This is a genomic window from Alkalibacterium sp. f15, from assembly GCF_049389645.1.
Lineage (GTDB): Bacteria > Bacillota > Bacilli > Lactobacillales > Carnobacteriaceae_A > Alkalibacterium.
The window spans coordinates 2027952-2046736 of sequence record NZ_CP186540.1; the positions used below are offsets into that span (position 1 = coordinate 2027952).

Consider the following 18785-nt stretch of genomic DNA (forward strand, 5'->3'; position numbering starts at 1 on the left):
AATGATGCCAAACTCTTGAAAACGGTTTCCATTAGGTATATAATAAATTTGTCGAAACGTTTCACCAAATAAGGAGGAAATCAAAATGAACAAAAAATTATCCCTATTATTCAAAGGTAGTGCGACATTAGCCACGTTAAGTATACTTGGAGCATGTGCAGGCGATACCGCAGATACTGACACAGATACAGACTCAGATGCTTCAGTAGATGAATTATCTGTCTGGATCATGGGTGATGGTAACGAACAAGCGCAGGAAATTTTTGATACCTATACTGAAGAAACGGGTATTGATATCAATTTACAAAGTATTCCCTGGGCATCAGCACATGACAGACTATTAACAGCCGTCGCATCCGGAGATGGTCCTGATGTCGTTCAAATGGGCTCGTCTTTTATGGCAGAATTCACTGACGCTGGCGCACTAGCTGATTTGACAGAACATATCGAGGCAAGCGATTCACTGCAGGCTGAGAACTTCTATGAAGGTAATATCAATACAACACTCATCGATGATGCCTATTATGGTGTACCTTGGTATACGGAAACACGTGCCTTATACTATAGAACAGATTTACTGGAAGAAGTCGGCTATCCGGACGGACCAAACACTTGGGATGAATTGTCCGATGCAGCTATGCAATTATCTGAAAGAGGAGATGATATGTATGGTTTCGATATCAACTTCCAGGAACAGACCTTTGGTTTCATGTTTGCTAGACAAAACGGATCTGAAATCATAACTGAAGACGGTCAGGCAGTGATCAATGAACCCGAATTTGTAGAAGCAATCGACTATCTTAAAGGTTTTGTCGACAATGGCTCTTCACCGAGTCAAGACCTGGGCTTAGAACTTTCTCAAACATTCGGTGGTGAAGGTGTAGTTCCGATGTTCATCAGTGGACCGTGGACAATGTCTAACATACAAAACGAAACAACTGATATTGAAGGCAAATGGTCAGTCAGAACGTTACCAGAAGGACCAGAAAACAACATGTCCAATACCGGCGGAGCTAACTTGTCTGTCTGGAGCAGTTCAGAGAATGTTGAAGAAGCCGTAAACTTGATCGAACATATGACAAGTACGGAAAGCCTGCTGACATACTATGAAAACACAAGTTCACTTCCAGCACGTACTGCAACCTGGGAAGAAGAACCTTTCCAAGACGAGTTGATCGAAGTATTCGGTGAACAGCTTGAAAGTTCAGAACACATGCCTGTAATCAAAGAATGGGATGCAATATCTCAAGGATATTTATCTACATTTGAATCGATCCTTATAGGTGGAGCAGATACACAAGAAGCACTTGATAGCTATAATGCAGAAGTACAAAGCATGTTAGACTAATAGAATTCAGGCTCAGGGAATTTAATACGTCATATTCTCTGAGTCTTTTTCTTTAGAAAGGAAAATAATGTATGAAAAGTAAAAAAGCACCCTATCTATTTCTTGCCCCTGCAATCTTTTTGTTGTTCGTCTTCTCAATTTTACCGATCTTTCTAGCGTTGTTTATCAGTTTCACTGATATGAGTTTGGCTGGTTTAGCTGATTACTCAAGAATAAGTTTCGTAGGAATCGGAAATTATACCAAGATTTTAGACGATCAAGTATTTATAACTGCTATAAAAAATACACTCTTTTACGTTACGATGGGTGTTCCTTTAGTCATTGTACTTTCAATGACCATTGCAATCTTGATCAAACTCGGAGAAAACCGTTATTTCTCGATGATGAGAGTGGTGTTTTACTCACCTTCGATCACCAACATTGTTGCGGTAGCCCTGGTCTGGACATTCCTTTTCAACCCGAGCCAGAATATTGGTTTACTGAATCAGTTATTAGCTTTGGTTGGCTTAGGTCCCATTGGCTGGTTAACGAATACGGACATTTCTAAAATGTCTTTAATTATACTGGCAGTGTGGAGGGCCATCGGTATCAATATGCTGATTTTCTCAGCCGCTTTACAAAGTATTCCGGATTCCATGTATGAAGCGGCACAGCTTGACGGAGCGAGCAGATGGCAGCAAATATGGAAAATAACGATCCCGCAATTGAAATTTTCAACCTTTTTCGTAGTTGTCACAACAATTATCGGTTGGTTGCAGTTCTTCGAAGAACCATTCGTCATGACCGATGGAGGCCCACTTAACAGTACGATCAGTGTCGCACTCTTCATCTATAGAAATGGTTTCCAATTAAATAATTTCGGATATGCCGCAGCTGGATCGCTATTATTATTTGTTGCGATCATCATTGCGACCATTGTACAATTACGTATCCAGAAAGTAGATACCAAATAGTAATCGGAAGAGGTAATCAAAATGATTAATGTTGATAGAAAAACAAAAATAGTAATAGGGATAGTTTTGGCAGTCTGGGGAGCTTTTACCATTATTCCATTTATCTGGATGATTCTTTCGGCATTCAAAACAAATGCTGAAATAGTCTCTCTGGAACAGAATGTATTCCCGGAACAGTGGACCTTTGATAACTTCAGGATCTTGTTTGAACGTCTGAATTTTGATGTCTATTTCATAAACACGGTCATCATTACAGCGCTTAGTTTCATCGGTTTGTTTTTAAATGCGATGGCAGGCTTTGCCTTTGCTCACTACGATTTCAAAGGTAAAGAATTCCTGTTCATGCTCGTGTTGGCCACGATGATGATCCCTGGACAAGTTACCATGATCCCAGTTTATCTGATACTGAATGAGCTGAGTCTGACGAACACTTATCTTGGGATAGTCTTGCCTACACTGACAAGTGCGTTTGGCATATTCTTGTTCAGACAATTCTTCTCAAGTATTTCAGAAGAATTCTTTGAAGCAGCCAGGCTGGATGGCGCCAGTGAATTCTATGTATTCTTTAGAGTGGCACTGCCGCTTTCCAAACCCATCCTTGCTGTACAGGGGATCCTGACGTTTATTGGCGGTTGGAACTCGTTCTTATGGCCTTTAATTATTGCAAACGATCAGAAATATTATACATTATCTGTCGGACTGCAGTTGCTACAGGGACAGCACGCATCAAACCATGCCCTGCAAATGGCGGGAGCAGCCTTCATGGTTATTCCGATCTTGATCATGTTCATTGTTCTCCAAAAATACATCTTGACTGGATTCAATATTTCTGGTGAAAAATGATTTGAACTTGTTGATACTAAAGCGAATGAGCGAACAAAAAAATATTTTATAATGAAGAAAAACTCAGTAGAGCTAACTTTACTGAGTTTTTTTCAATAAAAGCAGGAGTGAAATGAACAAGCCACATGATCAGATGTGGACAACTTATCAAAGATACAAGTCTAAAATAGAAAAGGTGAATGAATTGGTAGGGATACGTGATATCGCAAAAAAAGCAGAAGTATCTATCTCGACGGTGTCCTATGCTTTAAATGGCAGCCCGCGAGTAAGCGAGCCGACAAGACAAAGAATTTTAGCTATGGCTAATGACATGAATTATATCCCTAATCTGGCCGGGCAAAACCTAAGAAGACAGAAAACAGATATTATTGCGGTCTATTTATCTTCTTATCAAGGGACCTTTTATGGCGAATTACTGGAAGGCATGCATCAGAAAGCGGTGGAACTGGGACTGGAATTGATCATCTGCTCGGGGAAACGATCCCGTTTGTTCTTGCCGCAGCGTTTGATCGACGGCATCCTGGTATTGGACATGACATATGAAAATGAGGAATTATTGAAATATGCCGATCTCAGTTTTCCGATCGTCGTGCTCGACAGGAAGTTGACGCACGAGAAGATACGATCCGTTTTACTCGATAACAAAGCAGGCTCCAAAGAGGCGGTACAATCGCTGATTGACGAAAAAATCGACAAGCTCTGCATCCTTTCCGGACCGGTACATAACCACGATAGTTCAGAACGTGTGGAGGCGGCAGTCGAAGTCGCAAAAGCCAATAATATCGAATGTGAAATCATCGAAGGCGATTTCACTGAAGCATCCGGATATCTGGCAGGAAAAGATATACAGTTTGAGTCGGGGAGGAATTACGGTGTTTTCGCCTTGAACGATGAAATGGCACTGGGGATACACAATTACTTGAGAGAAAAAAACTATCCTATCGGTAAAAACATCTTCATTAGAGGTTTCGATAAAAACCAGATCAGTCAATACCTTATGCCCCCCATTAAGAGTGTGTCGTATTCAAAATATAACTGGGGAGCTATGGCGTTGGAGTCTCTTCAAAAACTGATCAAAGAAGAAGACGTGGCAAATAAAACCGTATCGACCTATTTTAAAATTTAACTCTTAAGGGAATCCCGACCGGACTGGGGGCAAATACAGTGAAGCATCTAATTTGTCCTTAACGTTTTCAAGATTTCAAAAGGAGATCGTATTGGCGCTATTCCGAGCATTTTTTTGTCGGATAGCGCTTTTTTATTGTATTTAAAATACGCCGGGATTATACCTGGACTAGTTGACACCTAATGTGTCTAGGACGAGGGGGGAAGTCGGTGAGTCTGTCGTGCTCGGCTCGATCTTGGGTTTTGAAAAATGAACGGCTTACTAATCGCTTTAATGAGCAAAAAAATTTAAATGTATTTATATATATATGATTATGTAGAAAAAGCAGTTGTAAACGCTTAATAATTAGTTTATAATCAAGTTGTCGAAACGTTTCAACAAAAAAAGGAGGAAGAGAAAAAATGTTTAAAAAGAGTAAAGTCATGGTTGGTATTTCAAGCTTGATGTTAGGGAGTTTAGTGTTAGCTGCTTGTGGCGATAATGGTGATACAGCAGAGGAAACCGGTAATGAAGGAGAGACAACTTCAGAAGAAACAACTTCGGGAGACAAAGTCACATTATCCTATGCAAACTGGAACCTCGGAACTGAAGGCGATGCGAATATCGAACGCATGATGATCGACGCGTTCAATGAATCTCAAGACGGGATCGAAGTTGTGATCGATGATACTGTGACGACAGATGACTGGGACGGCTCATTATCTACAGCGGCTAGTGCCGGAGACTTACCCGATGTCTTCATGATGAACAACATCCCCACCAGTTATTCAAACGACTGGCTTTTGGATGTTTCCGATATCGCTGCAGCCGATGAAGAATTTGAAATGATTCCAGAAGCCATCAGAACAGCTTCCCAAATCGAAGGTCAAACGGTATCCATTCCATTTGCCACTCACCTGATGGGGTATTACGTGAACAATGACATACTCAATGACCTGAACTTGCCTCTAGCAGAATATGGGGTCTCCATGGATGAATTCCTGGAAGGGATCAGATCATCCACGAATATCGATCAGGATATTGTTGGAATAGAAATAGCAGCTCAGATCGCTGACTGGTATCCAGGTTCCGTGAACGAAGAGTTGGGCTGGTTTACTTACAACGAACAAGAAGGCACATATTCACTGGACTCTCCGGAGATGGCTGAAGGAATCAACACAGCCCGTGACATCGCAGCAAATGGCTACGCATATGTAAATATGTCCGAAGAAGACAAAGAACGAATGAGTGGCGGAGATTCAGGCGCAGCCTTCCGAAATGGTCAAATCACTTATTCATTTAATGGAACATGGATGAATCAATCGTTTACAACTGAAACAGACTTTGATTGGGACTTTATCGGCATACCCGGTGGCAACAACGTCATTGTAAATGACTTTATCGGTATTGCTAAGAGCACAGAAAATGCTGAAGAAGCCTATGAGTTTGCCAAGTTTATGTCATTCGGTAAAGAAGGCTTTATGCAACGTGTAGCCTTTGTTGAAGAGAATGATTTTGGATTCAATACTCTACCGATCTCAACAGATCAGGAAATCTTGGACGCCTATTGGGAACAAGTGGATATCCCGGGAATCAAAGCAGCCTACGACGACTTAGACGGCGCAATGGTTGAAGGATTTAAAGTTGTACCTGGATATGTTAACTCAAGATTTGAAGCCACAACAGGTGTCTCAATTGGAGAAGAAGAAAATGCAACTATTGGTTATATTCTCGACCAAAGTGTTGCCGGCAATGTCAATTTCCAGGACTATGCATCACAGTTACAAGAGTTAGCTCAACAAGCGCATGACGAAGCAGTCGAGGCAATGGGCATTTCTGAAGAATAAAATTAAAATGAGCGAATGAAAGGGAGATAATCTTGAAATCAGGAAAACTTAAAAAGTTGATAGGCTTCACCTCATTGTCAGCTGTTCTCACACTAAATATAACAGAATCACACGCCACAGAGAGTCAATCGGATGATAGTGAAGAATCAACTGAAACAAGTGAACTCTTGAATCAAGACTTCAAAAAAATTGTTGAAGATCCTTATCATGTCGTTTTAGTAGGTTGGGAAGACATAAGAAGAGATGATATCAAGTTTTCGGATAGCATCTCCCCAGCTTCTTTTACAGATTATGAGGACACACGTCTTCTTTCTGAAAGTGAATCAGAAGGATATGAGGACAATGTGTTGCGTTTTGCAGAAGATGATGAAGTTTCCTTTGAAGTAGAGGTCCAGGAAGAGGGCCTCTACCACATTGGAATGGATTATTACAGACTGAATGAAGGCTTGGTGAATCCTGAACTGTCAGTGCAGGTGAATGACGAATTTCAGTATTTTGAAAGCAGACGAATCATAGCTCCAACTTATTGGGAAAATGAAAGCGATGATTTTGAAACAAACCGACATGGTAATCAGCTTGTCCCAAATCAAGTGGCCGTAAAAGAGTGGCATACCATGACATATAGAGATCCAAACAACGAACATGCAGACGGTTTGTTGTTTTACTTAGAAGCAGGGGCCAACACGATTACTTTATCTCATGCATCAGGTGAAATGCTGATAGGAGATATAAGGGTGTTCACGCCGACGCAATTACAGACATACGCTGACTATATCAGTCAGTATAAAGATGAACAAGCAACAGAGACACTGGGAATTTACGAAGCTGAATACCCAAGCAGAAAAAACAGTTCATATATCAGACCCATCGCACGTAAGGATATCAATGTATACCCCTACGACTCGACCACACAATTACTCAATACTTTTGGAGGCGATTCCTGGTCTGAAGGAGGTCAAAGCGTGACCTATGACATAGACGTTCCAGAAGAGGGACTCTATAACATCACACTTAAAACCCTTCAAAATCACAAACAAAATGTTCCGGTTTTTCGATCCGTTGAAATCAATGGAGAGATCCCGTTTGAGGAACTAAAGCATTACCGAATGGAACCGAGCAACGAATGGCTGAATCAGACCTTAGTAAATAACGATGAGGAACCTTTTTCGTTTTATTTACAAGAGGGAACCAACACCCTTACACTAACGTCTGATATTACGCCGCTTACACCATTAGTAAATACCTTGAATGAAATGTTGCAGGAAATCAATGCTCTGGGCTTAGCTATTTCCCGTTTGACCGGGAATCAGCCGGATAGAAATAGAGACTGGGTCATAAGTGATTATATCCCAGATGCAGAAGACCGGTTTACTGACTGGATTCAAACGCTGGAGCAGTATTCAGATGAGTTGAGTACGCTTTACGGTAATAAGGAGGATGAGACGATAGATGAAGTATCATTGAACCTTCTTGTCCAGCGACTTGAATCATTGAAAGAAGAACCCAATGATTTACCGAACCGCTTGAGTGAATTATCTGAAGGCAGTAGTTCAGCTACTCAAATGATCGGTAATTTGATCAGCCAGCTTCAAGACACACCGCTTTTATTGGATCGTTTATACATTCATGGTGAACAGACTGAATTGCCGGCTGCCAATCAGGGTTTCTTTACCCGTATGGGCAGTAAAGTTAGTGAATTCTTTGCTTCATTTACCATGCAGACATTCGATGTTGAAGAAACAGATGATGACGTCCTGGAAGTATGGGTAGGACGAAGCCAACAATATGTTGAACTCATGCAGAACATGGTGGATGCCGGCTACACGACCGAAACGGGCCAAGAAGTCCGTTTGTCTGTTATGCCAAATGAACAAAAACTGATCCTGGCGAATTCATCCAACCAGCAGCCCGACGTTGCTCTAGGTGTCAGTGTAGGTCAACCGTGGGAACTCGCTGTCAGAGGAGCCGCTCTTGACCTCAGACAATTTGATGATTTTGAAGAATTCAGCACCAATTTTTCTCCAGGCGCATTCTTACCCATGATGATAGATGATTCGGTATATGCAATGCCTGAGACACAGGATTTTTATGTACTGTTTTATCGCAGCGATATTATCGAACAATTAGACATTCCTGTTCCAGACACCTGGGACGATGTCGTGAATGTTTTACCGGAACTGCAACGGTACGGAATGAATTTCTACGTCCCGCTCTCAGGAACGGCCGGAATAAAACCGTTCATGTTTACTGCACCGTTTATTTATCAGTTTGGTGGAGAAATTTATGAAGAAGACGGCATGCGGACAGCCATTGATTCAGACGGGGCAGTTGACGGCATGCAATTCATGACAGATCTGTACACCTTATATAGTTTGCCATTGCAAGTACCTAATTTTTATAACGCCTTTAGATATGGAGAACTACCAATTGGCATAGCCAACTTTCAAACCTATGTCCAGCTATTGTCAGCAGCACCTGAAATCAGAAATTCTTGGACGATCGCACCGCATCCAGGTGTAATGCAAGAAGATGGTACGGTCAACCGGGCAACGCCTGGTTCAGCTCAAGGGGGCATGATCTTTGAGAAAAGTGACATGCAAGACGACTCTTGGGAATTTATGAAATGGTGGTTATCCGCAAACACGCAAACGGAATTTGCGACCAACTTGCAGACCTTGTTTGGTCCAGAATATATGTGGCATACAGCAAATTTAAATGCCTTTGAAGAGTTGCCGTGGAATGAAGAACACAAAGACGTCATCTTGGAACAATGGGAACATCTGCAGGAAGTACCGAAAATCCCCGGGTCATATATGGTTGAACGTGAAATAAGCAATGCCTGGACCGGAACGGTATTTTACGGTGAGAATGTCCGTGCGTCGCTTGATTACAGCGTCATAACAGCGAACCGGGAAATTATCAGAAAGATGGAAGAATTCAATTATGTAGAAGACGGTGAAATCATCAAACCTTACCGTGTACCCCAATTGGAAACAGTTGAAGAATGGATGATTCAAAATGTTGAATAGTGATGTAAAGCAAATAAAAAATCATAGTACAGCTGATAAAGGGAAAATCGACTCAATGATTAAGAAAAATGCAAAACCAATAAAGAATAAAAGCGGATGGGGAACATTCCTGTTCCTTGCTCCTTACTTCTTGATGTTCTTTGTGTTTATTATCGTTCCGGTGATCATGGCAATGTTCTTGTCCTTCACTAACTTTGATTCCATACAATTTCCGACCTTTGCCGGATTAAGTAATTATGTCAACCTCTTGACGCAGGATGAAGTGTTTATGCAATATGTTTTACCCAATACTCTTAGGTTCTCACTCATTGTGGGACCAGGAGGGTATGCACTTTCTTTCATAGTCGCATGGATGCTGGCTCAGATCTCGCATAGACCGAGAACGATTCTAGCTTTGATCATGTACTCACCTTCGATGACTGCGGGTGTCGCCATGTCGGTACTCTGGACGATCATTTTTAGTGGCGATGCGAACGGCTATTTAAACAGCTGGCTTATTCGGTTCAATTTTGTCACCGAACCGATTCAATTTCTCCAGTCGCCAGAACACCTGATGATGATCATGATCGTCGTTTCCCTTTGGAGCAGCATGGGCGTCGGCTTCTTAGCTATGTTGTCGGGAATTTTAAACGTCAACCAGGAAGTGTATGAAGCAGCCTATCTTGACGGCTTATCCAGTCGTTTTCAAGAAATCATTTATATAACGATCCCGTCAATGAAACCGCAAATGTTATTCGGAGCAGTTATGGCGGTGGTCGGGGCGTTCCAAGGCGGAGCCATCGGGGTTGCCCTCTCAGGCTCCAATCCCACGCCGCAAAATGCAGGACAGTTGATGGTCAACCATATCGATGATTATGGTTTCATCCGGTATGAAATGGGCTATGCAGCCGCCATTTCGGTCCTGTTACTGTTGCTGATCTATTCATTCTCTAAAGTTGCAACAAAATTATTCGGCGAGAAAAACTAAAATAGGAGGGATACCATGTCATCATTCGAAGGTCGTCAAATCAATCCAAAGAATTTTCATAAAAGTCAACTCAAGTTCTACGCAATACTGATCCCATTAGCTGTTTTTATGGGCTTGCCTATTGTTTATATATTCAATCATGCGTTCAAACCCATCGATGAACTGTTTGCATTTCCTCCTAGATTTCTTGTTGAAAAGCCGACTTGGCAAAACTTTAGAACTCTTTTTGAAAGTTCGAGTCTAGGAGCTACACCCATGTCCCGGTACTTATTCAACAGTATCATTGTGAGTCTGGTGGTTGTCTTTCTGACGATCATCGTAGCGACCATGGCGGGTTATGTCCTGTCGAAAAAACAGTTTCGCATGAAAAAAGTTTTAACTGAAATAAATACGATCGCTTTAATGTTTGTTGCCACAGCTGTTTCGATCCCGAGATATTTTGTGATTCAACAACTAGGCCTGATCAATTCATTCTGGGTGCACATCCTGCCCGCACTGGCCATGCCGGTCGGCCTGTTTTTGATCAAGCAATTTATCGATCAAATACCGGATGAAATGCTGGAAGCGGCATTGATGGATGGCGCAAATGATTTTCAGGTATATTGGCGTGTGATCCTGCCGATGATCAAACCGGCTATCGCAACTGTTGCCATACTGGCCTTTCAGGCAACCTGGAATAATGTGGAAATATCAGATCTATTCATCAATAATGAAAGTTTACGAACCTTCGCGTTTTATATGAGTACGCTGGCAACGCAAGGGAACGCAGTAGCCGGACAGGGAATAGGTGCGGCGGCTTCATTGATCATGTTCATTCCCAATTTAGTCATCTTTATCTTTATGCAAAAACAAGTAATGGATACTATGGCCCATTCAGGGATCAAATAATACAGGAGGGTAAACATGAGAAGAGTTAGTAAGTTAATAAGTTCACTACTTTTACTATTCGTCATCCTTGTTTCTTTACCACTCCCGGTTGATGCAGCTGCCTATAAAACCTATTCTCAAGCACCTAGTGGGGATTTAGTAGAAACGCAAACTGCTTATGAAGCATATGATATTTTGTATAGTAATCAAATGACTTCGCCTGAGGACATCGTGATAAAGGAATCGACCATTTATATCGTCGATTCTCAACAGCGACAAGTTCTCATCATGGACATTAACGGAGAAGTATTAAACAGTTTTGGCGAAGATGTTTTGTCTGGACCAACAGGAATAGCGTTAGATAGTGAAAATAATATTTATGTCGCAGACGGATCGGCAGCCCGCGTGTTTAAGTTTGCGGAAGACGGCGAGTTGCTCGCAGAGTTTGCCAAACCTGAGGAGCCGCTTTTTGGGACCTCCTCACCGTTTACGCCGAGAAAAATCACCGTGGACATAAGAGGCAATATGTACATCGTCGGAGAAGGGGCCACTGCCGGGATCATCCAATTGAATCCTGACGGCGAGTTCCTGGGATACTTCGGCGCCAACGAAGCACCAACCAATTTTTTACAAGTGATCCGCGATAATCTTTTATCGGAGATCCAGCAGGCACGCGTATTTCGAAACGTTCCCCCTGCATCGTCGAATATCGATATCGACAACAAAGGGATCGTTTACACGGTAACCAGTACGGCACAGTCAGAAATCATAAAAAAATTAAATGTGGCGGGAGCAAATATGCTGGGCAGAGATGTTTACCAACCCACTGGTGCGGTGGATGTCGCTGCCGGATTGTATAACAATTTTTACGTGCTGACTGATCAAGGTCAGATCGTTGAATACTCGAATCACGGAGGTATTCTTTTCAGATTCGGCCAGCGTGATTCAGGCTCGCAACGCTTAGGTGTTTACAACAACCCGTCTGCGATTGGTGTGGACGAGTTCGGGACACTGTATGTCGTTGATTCCGAAGCACAGCTGATCCACAAACTGCGAACGACCGAATTTGCCGATGAGATCCACAGTGGCTTGATACTCTATGAAGATGGCAGATACATGGACAGTGAAGAATACTGGCAGAATGTCATCAATATGAACCCGTCATTTGGTATGGCACGCTTTGCCTTAGGAGAGTCCTATTTCCAAAGACAGGAATACGGGCGAGCGCTCAGCTCCTTTAGAACAGCCGAAGCGGTCCCGGCCTATTCCAATGCCTTCTGGGAAATTAGAAACGACTGGTTCCAGCGCAATCTGGGCATGGTACTGTTTGCCATCATTTTATTTTTCATTGCACTGAAGATCGTCAATGTGCTCACTCGTCGGAAATACGGAAAGACTCCGTGGCGCATGCTGAGAGAAAGAAGTCGCAGAAGCAAAACGGCGAGAGAACTGGGTTATGTCTTTCGAATGTTCAGACACCCCTTTGATACGCTTTATGAGATTCAAAACATGAATAAGTCATCGGTAAAATCCGCAAGCATCTTGTACGGCGTGCTACTTATTCAATTTATCTTGTTCAACTATTTCACCGGCTTCATATTCAATTACCGTTTGGTGGATACCTATAACATAGTCATGCTAGTTATGATCTTCATCCTGACTTTTGCATTACTCATCAGTATGAATTACATGATAGCGACCATTACCGAAGGCGAAGGATCGTTTAAAGATGTGTATATGGGCGTAGCCTATTCATTCGCTCCGGTCCTCGTGGGGATCATACCGGTCATTTTGTTGTCAAACATCCTGACTCTGAATGAGGCCTTTTTGTTCCAATTCCCCATTCAAGTGATGCTGGTGTACACAGCTGTCCATCTCGTTATCATGATCAAAGAAATGCACGATTTTGAGAGCTGGAAAATTGTACAGAATATCTTGCTCACACTTTTCGCAGCTCTCGTTACCGTGATCGTACTTTATATTATGTATATCTTATTCATCAATTTATATGACTTTATCTACTCACTTATACTGGAGGTGTCAGCACGTGTCTAAACAAATGATTACAGCATTTATTGCGATCGGGATTCTCGGGTCGATGAGTTTTGTTGCCTACGCGAACGAAGAAGACAGTGAGGCCGATTCCAGTGTAGAAGAGGTCCAGGACACGGCAGGCGACTCACTGCTTGTCGAAGATACTGTCAATGAGGATGAAGAAGGACTCCTCGAACAGCCCTATGATTTAAGCGAAGTAGAAAGCCCGAATCCGTCATTGGCTACTTTCACGCTAGCGGCTGAAAACGAACAGCTTGCCTTATATGTTGAAGAAGATTCTCTAGCGATCAAAGTCGTAAATAAAAAGACGGACTACGTATGGAGTTCGACCATCGATGATATCGAAGCAGAGAATTTAAATGAAACCTGGCAGACACTGGTAAGGTCGGCTGTCTCCATCGACAGCATCAATCAGCGGAATCAGGAATCAACAGAATATCTGTTGGAGGATGAAACACTGATCGATTTAGATTATCTGGACGATGGCTTCAGTGCGACGATCCAGTTCCCTTCAGAAATCAAGTTGGCTCTCGAAGTGAAAATCGACGGTTCCCATTTCACAGTTAATATCCCTGAAGAAAGTATTGAAGAGACAGAAGACGCTCGACTGACAAACCTGTCATTGTACCCGTTCTTAGGTGCAACCAAACAAAACGAAGTGAGCGGGTATCAGTTTATTCCGGATGGATCGGGTGCGCTGGTTCGTTTTGATGATGACTCTGCACGCATGGATTATCCTTATCGCTCACGCATTTATGGAGAAGACCAGGGCATCACGACCGGGCAGTCCTTGACAGATACACAGGCCCCTCATGTTTTGTCGATGCCGGTTTATGGATTTGTCCATGGTGTGGATCAAAATGCCTTGTTTTCAATCATAGAAGCGGGAGCAGAGTACAGTGAACTGGTGGCTTACAAAGCAGGGCTGTCGACGGAATTCAACTGGTTGACCACTGAATTTATCTTTCGTTCGGCCTATAGACAACCGACCAATCGTAGTGGCACACAGGCCATAGACAGTATCCAGGCAAACCGCAATGTGTTTGATATTCAATTGCGTTTTGAGCTGCTGGAAGAAGAAGCAGCTAATTATGTCGGGATGGCTAAAGCCTATCAAGCTTATTTACTTGACTCGGGCATGCTTTCCGACCGGGACACAACGAATCCGGCTATTCGTCTTGAATTTTTAGGAGGCGAGCGAGAAGAAGGTTTGTTTTGGGATCGGTACATCGCCATGACCTCGATCACGGATGTGTTGGAACACGTAGAAACCTTGTCAGCTGAAGGCATGGATGAAGCCATGCTCGTTTACAAAGGCTGGTACGATGGTGGCTTCACCGGGAAATTGCCAAACAAGTTTCCGCTGGACAGCCGTTTAGGCAGCAAAAACGAGGCAGTCGAGGTGCAGGACGAGCTAAGTCAACTAGGATTCGATCTGCATTTCCAAACGGATTACACACGAGCATACAGTCGGCCAACTCAGATTGACAACAATGAATATGTCGAGCAGATCAACACAAGTGATTTAACCTTCAGAGAAAGTGAAAACACGTCTTACTCCTATTTATTACCGACTGGAGCGAAGGAACTTGTGGAACGTGATCTAGCAGAGTATGAGGACTATGGAATGACTAACCTAGCCTTAAAGAATACACCCAAAGCGTTATTCTCAACCCATAACAACGGAAACGCCAGCGATAGAGGCGAAAATAAAGAGGCAACGATAGCTTTAGTGGAACAGTTGAATGAACAAACAGGGAAGCAGTCAGCTTTGTATGAGCCGAATGCGTATTTGTGGGATTTAGCTGGCAGTTACCTGGATATACCCATGGACAATTCACGGTATATTTATATGACTGATGCAGTGCCCTTTATTCAAATTGTTTTGAAAGGACACCTCGATTACTATGCACCATTCTCTAATTTCGTTCCTAATCAAAGAGAAAATACGTTGAAGACGATCGAGTATGGGGCTTTTCCATCCTTTTATTTAACAACTGAAGATCCCTTTTCACTAATCGATACTGATTCGAGTCACCTCTATACCTCCCAATTTGAAAATTGGCAAGAGGCTGTCCTGACACAGTATACAGAAGTGAAGCAGGTCGTGGATGCGACGAGGGATGCAACGATAGAAAGCAGAGAAATAGTCGAAGAAGGTTTGATCAAAGTGTCTTACTCAAATGACGTGCACGTTTTAGTGAATTATACAGAAGAAGCGGTAGTAACGGATTTTGGCACAGTAGACGGACAGTCGTTTATCATAAGTGAAGGAGGAGAGTAAATGTTTGAAAAGTTTAGGAAAAATCCGGATAATGCGGGTTATCTGTTTATTCTCCCTTGGCTTATAGGGTTTATCACGTTAACGGTGTTTCCAATTGTGTATTCATTTTATCTCAGTTTCTATGATGTAACGATCACGACAGAGGGTATTCAGACTCGGTCGGTAGGTATGAGCAATTATCAAAATGCCGTTACGAGCGACATCGAGTTTATCAATCGGGTCATTGCTTTTTTGAGAGAGATCGTCGTCTCCGTTCCTTTGATCGTGATCATCTCACTCATGATCGCCTTGCTTTTAAATCAGAACATTAAATTCAGAGGCGTCTTTCGTACGATCTTCTTCCTGCCCGTCATTATCAGCAGCGGTCCAGTCCTGGCTAAATTGATCGAACTGGACATTGCTACACTGGATGCGGTTCAGGACAACGCCGTATATGCGATCGTGGCCGGTATGGATAACCTGCTGGCGAGTTCCTTCGTATATATTGTTGACAACCTGATCATCCTGTTATGGTTTTCAGGTGTACAGATTTTGATTTTCATTGCAGCCTTGCACAAGGTCGATAAAAAAATCTACGAAGCCGCTTCTATCGATGGGGCATCAGCGTGGGAACGATTCTGGAAAATCACACTGCCATCGCTGTTCCCAATGATCATGGTGAACATCGTCTACACGACAGTCATGTATTCCGTCTCTTCACTCAATACAATTATCGCTCATATCCAGTCGAACATGTTCCAGCTCGAAACCGGCTTCGGTTATTCGTCAGCACTTTCCTGGATCTACTTCGTGCTGATTGTTCTGATCCTGGTCGTGTTCGTTGGCGTAGTAAGTTTATTTAACCGAAAGTATAAGTGATAGAGAGGAAATGGCTATGAAAACAATAGAGAGTAATCCACCTAAACAAGAGCACATCCAGAAAAAAATCTCACTCACCAAGTTGAAAAAATGGTTGCTCGGTACAAACTCAGACATGGGTTTATTGATGAAAGTCGTATCCTACGCTCTATTGATCAGTGTAGGTTTCATCTTCTTATACCCAGTTATCTATATGATTTCCTACGCATTCAAAGATCTGGGCGATTTGCTGAACTCATCAGTGAACTGGATCCCGACACAGTTTTATACAGAAAATATCACGCGCGCCTATGATGTTCTGGATTATATCCCGACATTACTGCAGACGATTTTTGTCGCCGTGCTGCCGTCAGTCTTACAAATGCTGACAGCAGCAGTCGTGGGTTATGGCTTTGCGAGATATGACTTTAAAGGTAAAAAACTGTTACTGGTTTTGGTCATGAGTACGTTCGTGATCCCACCCCAGATCACTGTGATCCCAAGGTACATCCTATTCAATCAATTAGGCTTATTAGGCAGTATTGCCGCTTATGCCATCCCGGCTGGATTGGGACAGGGGATCAATAGTGCGATATTTATCTTGATATTTTACCAGACTTATCGGACGATACCCATGTCACTCATCGAAGCGGCCCGTTTAGACGGTGCGGGAGAGTTTAAAATTTTCACAAAGATCGGAGTACCGATCAGCGCTTCCGCATTTATTATAAGTTTCTTGTTCTCACTCGTCTGGTACTGGAATGAAACCTACCTGGCATCCATATATTTTGGGGGCATGTTGACCACACTACCTCTGGAACTGCAGCGGTTTGTCGCAGCTTATAATAATATGTTTCCCGGCGGTGCTGGTGGGGGTACGGGCATAAATGAAGCCATAGAACTGGCAGCAACCCTGTTATCGATCATTCCGTTACTATTGATCTACTTTGTTTCACAAAAATGGTTTGTTGAAAGTATCGATCGCTCGGGTATTACCGGAGAATAATAAAAGATAAAAGACAAGGAGCGTTTACGCTACATGGATAAAAATGAACTACTGGAATTAGAAATGAGGGGCTGTTTTGACTTCTTTTGGAAAGAGGCAAATACAGACCCAAAGAGCCCCGGTTACGGACTGATCCGTGATGGCAATGGCAAACAGGACGAAGACAGAGCCAGCATCGCGTCAGTCGGTTTTGGGCTGAGTGCGATCGTGATCGGCATAGAAAAGGGCTGGATCACGAAAGAAGCGGGTGAAGCACGTGCTTTAGGGACACTGAAAACCTTCTGGAACAATGCAGAGCACCTGAACGGCTTTTACTATCATTTCCTGGAGATGGAAACAGCCAAAAAGTACCAAGCCTTTTATGATTGTGCCTCGATCATCGATACCGCCTTGTTTATCAATGGGGCCATCACGGTCGCGGAATATTTCGGTGGAGACGTTTATGACTACATGGATAGGATCTATAAACGGATCGACTGGACCAAGTATTATGACGCGGACCGCAACCTCTTTTATATGGGCTACACCGAAGAAAAAGGCGGTTTTGGTCAATGGGACATGTACGCGGAGCAATTGATGCAGTACATTCTAGGCGTCGCGTCACCCACCCATCCAGTCCCGGCTGAAATTTATAAAGGCTTCGAACGAGAACTCAGAACATACAAGGATTTCAACTTTTATGCGACACAGCACAATCCATTGTTTATTCATCAGTATTCGCATGCGTGGTATAACTTCAAAGATGTAGTGGATGAAGACGGCATCAACTGGTTCGATAATTCGGTTGCAGCAACGCGAGCGCAAAAACAGTACGCGATCGATCACAGTGATCGTTACCCTTCATATGGTGAAAATGTCTGGGGCTTCACCGCCTGTGATGGACCGAAGGAAAGTTATGGGTCGAGAGAGTATCATGCCCACGGTGCACCAGCTTATGATACAGAAAACAGACCACTGCAAAATGATAACGGAACGATCGCGCCGACTGCAGCCTTGAGTTCGATCGTGTTCACACCGGAAGACTCGTTGAATGCGCTGGAACACTTTTATACCAATATACCCGAGCTGTGGAGCGAGTATGGTTTCTTGGACTCTTTCAACGCAGAAATCGGGAGGTTATGGGTCGCGGACCGCGTCATCGGCATCGATAAAGGTGCAACACTGCTGATGGCTGAAAATTATCAGACAGGCCTGATCTGGGATCTTTATATGCAGAACAATTATGTCAAAGCAGCTACCGATAAATTGAAGTGGACTAAAGCAAAATAAGTTTACATACAAGCGAAAGGGTAAAAAAACACTTAGTAGAGCTCACTTTACTGAGTGTTTTTTATTGGTTTGAGTATGAGCGAACGGTGCTTGTTTAGCTGCGGATCAGTAATGTAGCTTTACTAAAAACAGCTGATTTGGACTGTCGGGTTTGCCTGGTTTGCCATAAACTCTTACACCCAAACAGCGACGGAATCGCCGAGCAGGGGACGAGTTGCTGGTATCTGCATATTGAGGGGCATATACAAAGGCATGTCAAAAAAAAGTGTATAGCGTCGTTTGGCGTAATAGTTTTGGAAGGGCTCAAAAAGAACAGCCGCAAGGATTTTAACTAGAGGTTAAAAAAGTGTATAATCGAAGTATTAAACAATGAAA

Annotated in this window: 13 protein-coding genes; all 13 read left to right on the forward strand. The window is 42.9% G+C overall.

Annotation, left to right across the window (positions count from 1 at the left end):
* The first annotated feature begins 85 nt into the window (after positions 1-85).
* The 13 genes from ACO1PF_RS09760 (at position 86) to ACO1PF_RS09820 (ending at position 18410) form a co-directional block, all read left to right on the forward strand.
* The gene (locus ACO1PF_RS09760; protein ID WP_423188862.1) at positions 86-1348 is read left to right on the forward strand and encodes a sugar ABC transporter substrate-binding protein; all 1263 of its coding nucleotides are present in this window, start codon (positions 86-88) and stop codon (positions 1346-1348) included.
* 71 nt (positions 1349-1419) lie between these two features.
* Complete coding sequence (locus tag ACO1PF_RS09765) at positions 1420-2301, forward strand: carbohydrate ABC transporter permease (RefSeq protein WP_423188863.1); 882 nt, start codon at positions 1420-1422, stop codon at positions 2299-2301.
* Positions 2302-2322: 21 nt separating this feature from the next.
* The gene (locus ACO1PF_RS09770) at positions 2323-3144 is read left to right on the forward strand and encodes a carbohydrate ABC transporter permease (protein ID WP_423188864.1); all 822 of its coding nucleotides are present in this window, start codon (positions 2323-2325) and stop codon (positions 3142-3144) included.
* Positions 3145-3256: 112 nt separating this feature from the next.
* Complete coding sequence (locus ACO1PF_RS09775; protein WP_423188865.1) at positions 3257-4270, forward strand: LacI family DNA-binding transcriptional regulator; 1014 nt, start codon at positions 3257-3259, stop codon at positions 4268-4270.
* Positions 4271-4671: 401 nt separating this feature from the next.
* Entirely contained in the window at positions 4672-6096 is a 1425-nt protein-coding gene (locus ACO1PF_RS09780; RefSeq protein ID WP_423188866.1) for an ABC transporter substrate-binding protein, read from the forward strand.
* A gap of 32 nt (positions 6097-6128) precedes the next feature.
* Positions 6129-9125 carry an extracellular solute-binding protein gene (locus ACO1PF_RS09785; protein WP_423188867.1) on the forward strand — a complete coding sequence of 999 codons (2997 nt, stop codon included), beginning with the start codon at positions 6129-6131 and terminating at the stop codon, positions 9123-9125.
* On the forward strand, positions 9115-10092 hold the full coding sequence (locus tag ACO1PF_RS09790) for a carbohydrate ABC transporter permease (protein ID WP_423188868.1): 978 nt from the start codon (positions 9115-9117) through the stop codon (positions 10090-10092). The genes ACO1PF_RS09785 and ACO1PF_RS09790 overlap by 11 nt, the downstream gene beginning before the upstream one ends.
* A gap of 15 nt (positions 10093-10107) precedes the next feature.
* Positions 10108-10980 (forward strand): carbohydrate ABC transporter permease, encoded by an 873-nt coding sequence (locus ACO1PF_RS09795; protein WP_423188869.1) that lies wholly within the window; start codon positions 10108-10110, stop codon positions 10978-10980.
* Positions 10981-10995: 15 nt separating this feature from the next.
* Positions 10996-13014, forward strand: a complete 2019-nt coding sequence (locus ACO1PF_RS09800) for a YIP1 family protein (RefSeq protein WP_423188870.1) — start codon at positions 10996-10998, stop codon at positions 13012-13014.
* Positions 13007-15298 (forward strand): DUF5696 domain-containing protein, encoded by a 2292-nt coding sequence (locus ACO1PF_RS09805; protein ID WP_423188871.1) that lies wholly within the window; start codon positions 13007-13009, stop codon positions 15296-15298. The genes ACO1PF_RS09800 and ACO1PF_RS09805 overlap by 8 nt, the downstream gene beginning before the upstream one ends.
* Complete coding sequence (locus ACO1PF_RS09810; protein ID WP_423188872.1) at positions 15299-16156, forward strand: carbohydrate ABC transporter permease; 858 nt, start codon at positions 15299-15301, stop codon at positions 16154-16156.
* A 16-nt stretch (positions 16157-16172) separates the two neighbouring features.
* Positions 16173-17141, forward strand: a complete 969-nt coding sequence (locus tag ACO1PF_RS09815) for a carbohydrate ABC transporter permease (RefSeq protein ID WP_423188873.1) — start codon at positions 16173-16175, stop codon at positions 17139-17141.
* A gap of 33 nt (positions 17142-17174) precedes the next feature.
* A complete protein-coding gene (locus ACO1PF_RS09820) occupies positions 17175-18410 on the forward strand; it encodes a glucoamylase family protein (RefSeq protein WP_423188874.1) in 1236 nt (411 codons plus the stop codon).
* The last annotated feature ends 375 nt before the right edge of the window (positions 18411-18785 follow it).

Bases quoted from the DNA above. Each gene is read 5' to 3' on its own strand.
- ACO1PF_RS09760 (WP_423188862.1), top strand. From the start codon at position 86: ATGAACAAAAAATTATCCCTATTATTCAAAGGTAGTGCGACATTAGCC.
- ACO1PF_RS09765 (WP_423188863.1), top strand. From the start codon at position 1,420: ATGAAAAGTAAAAAAGCACCCTATCTATTTCTTGCCCCTGCAATCTTT.
- ACO1PF_RS09770 (WP_423188864.1), top strand. From the start codon at position 2,323: ATGATTAATGTTGATAGAAAAACAAAAATAGTAATAGGGATAGTTTTG.
- ACO1PF_RS09775 (WP_423188865.1), top strand. From the start codon at position 3,257: ATGAACAAGCCACATGATCAGATGTGGACAACTTATCAAAGATACAAG.
- ACO1PF_RS09780 (WP_423188866.1), top strand. From the start codon at position 4,672: ATGTTTAAAAAGAGTAAAGTCATGGTTGGTATTTCAAGCTTGATGTTA.
- ACO1PF_RS09790 (WP_423188868.1), top strand. From the start codon at position 9,115: ATGTTGAATAGTGATGTAAAGCAAATAAAAAATCATAGTACAGCTGAT.
- ACO1PF_RS09795 (WP_423188869.1), top strand. From the start codon at position 10,108: ATGTCATCATTCGAAGGTCGTCAAATCAATCCAAAGAATTTTCATAAA.
- ACO1PF_RS09800 (WP_423188870.1), top strand. From the start codon at position 10,996: ATGAGAAGAGTTAGTAAGTTAATAAGTTCACTACTTTTACTATTCGTC.
- ACO1PF_RS09810 (WP_423188872.1), top strand. From the start codon at position 15,299: ATGTTTGAAAAGTTTAGGAAAAATCCGGATAATGCGGGTTATCTGTTT.
- ACO1PF_RS09815 (WP_423188873.1), top strand. From the start codon at position 16,173: ATGAAAACAATAGAGAGTAATCCACCTAAACAAGAGCACATCCAGAAA.
- ACO1PF_RS09820 (WP_423188874.1), top strand. From the start codon at position 17,175: ATGGATAAAAATGAACTACTGGAATTAGAAATGAGGGGCTGTTTTGAC.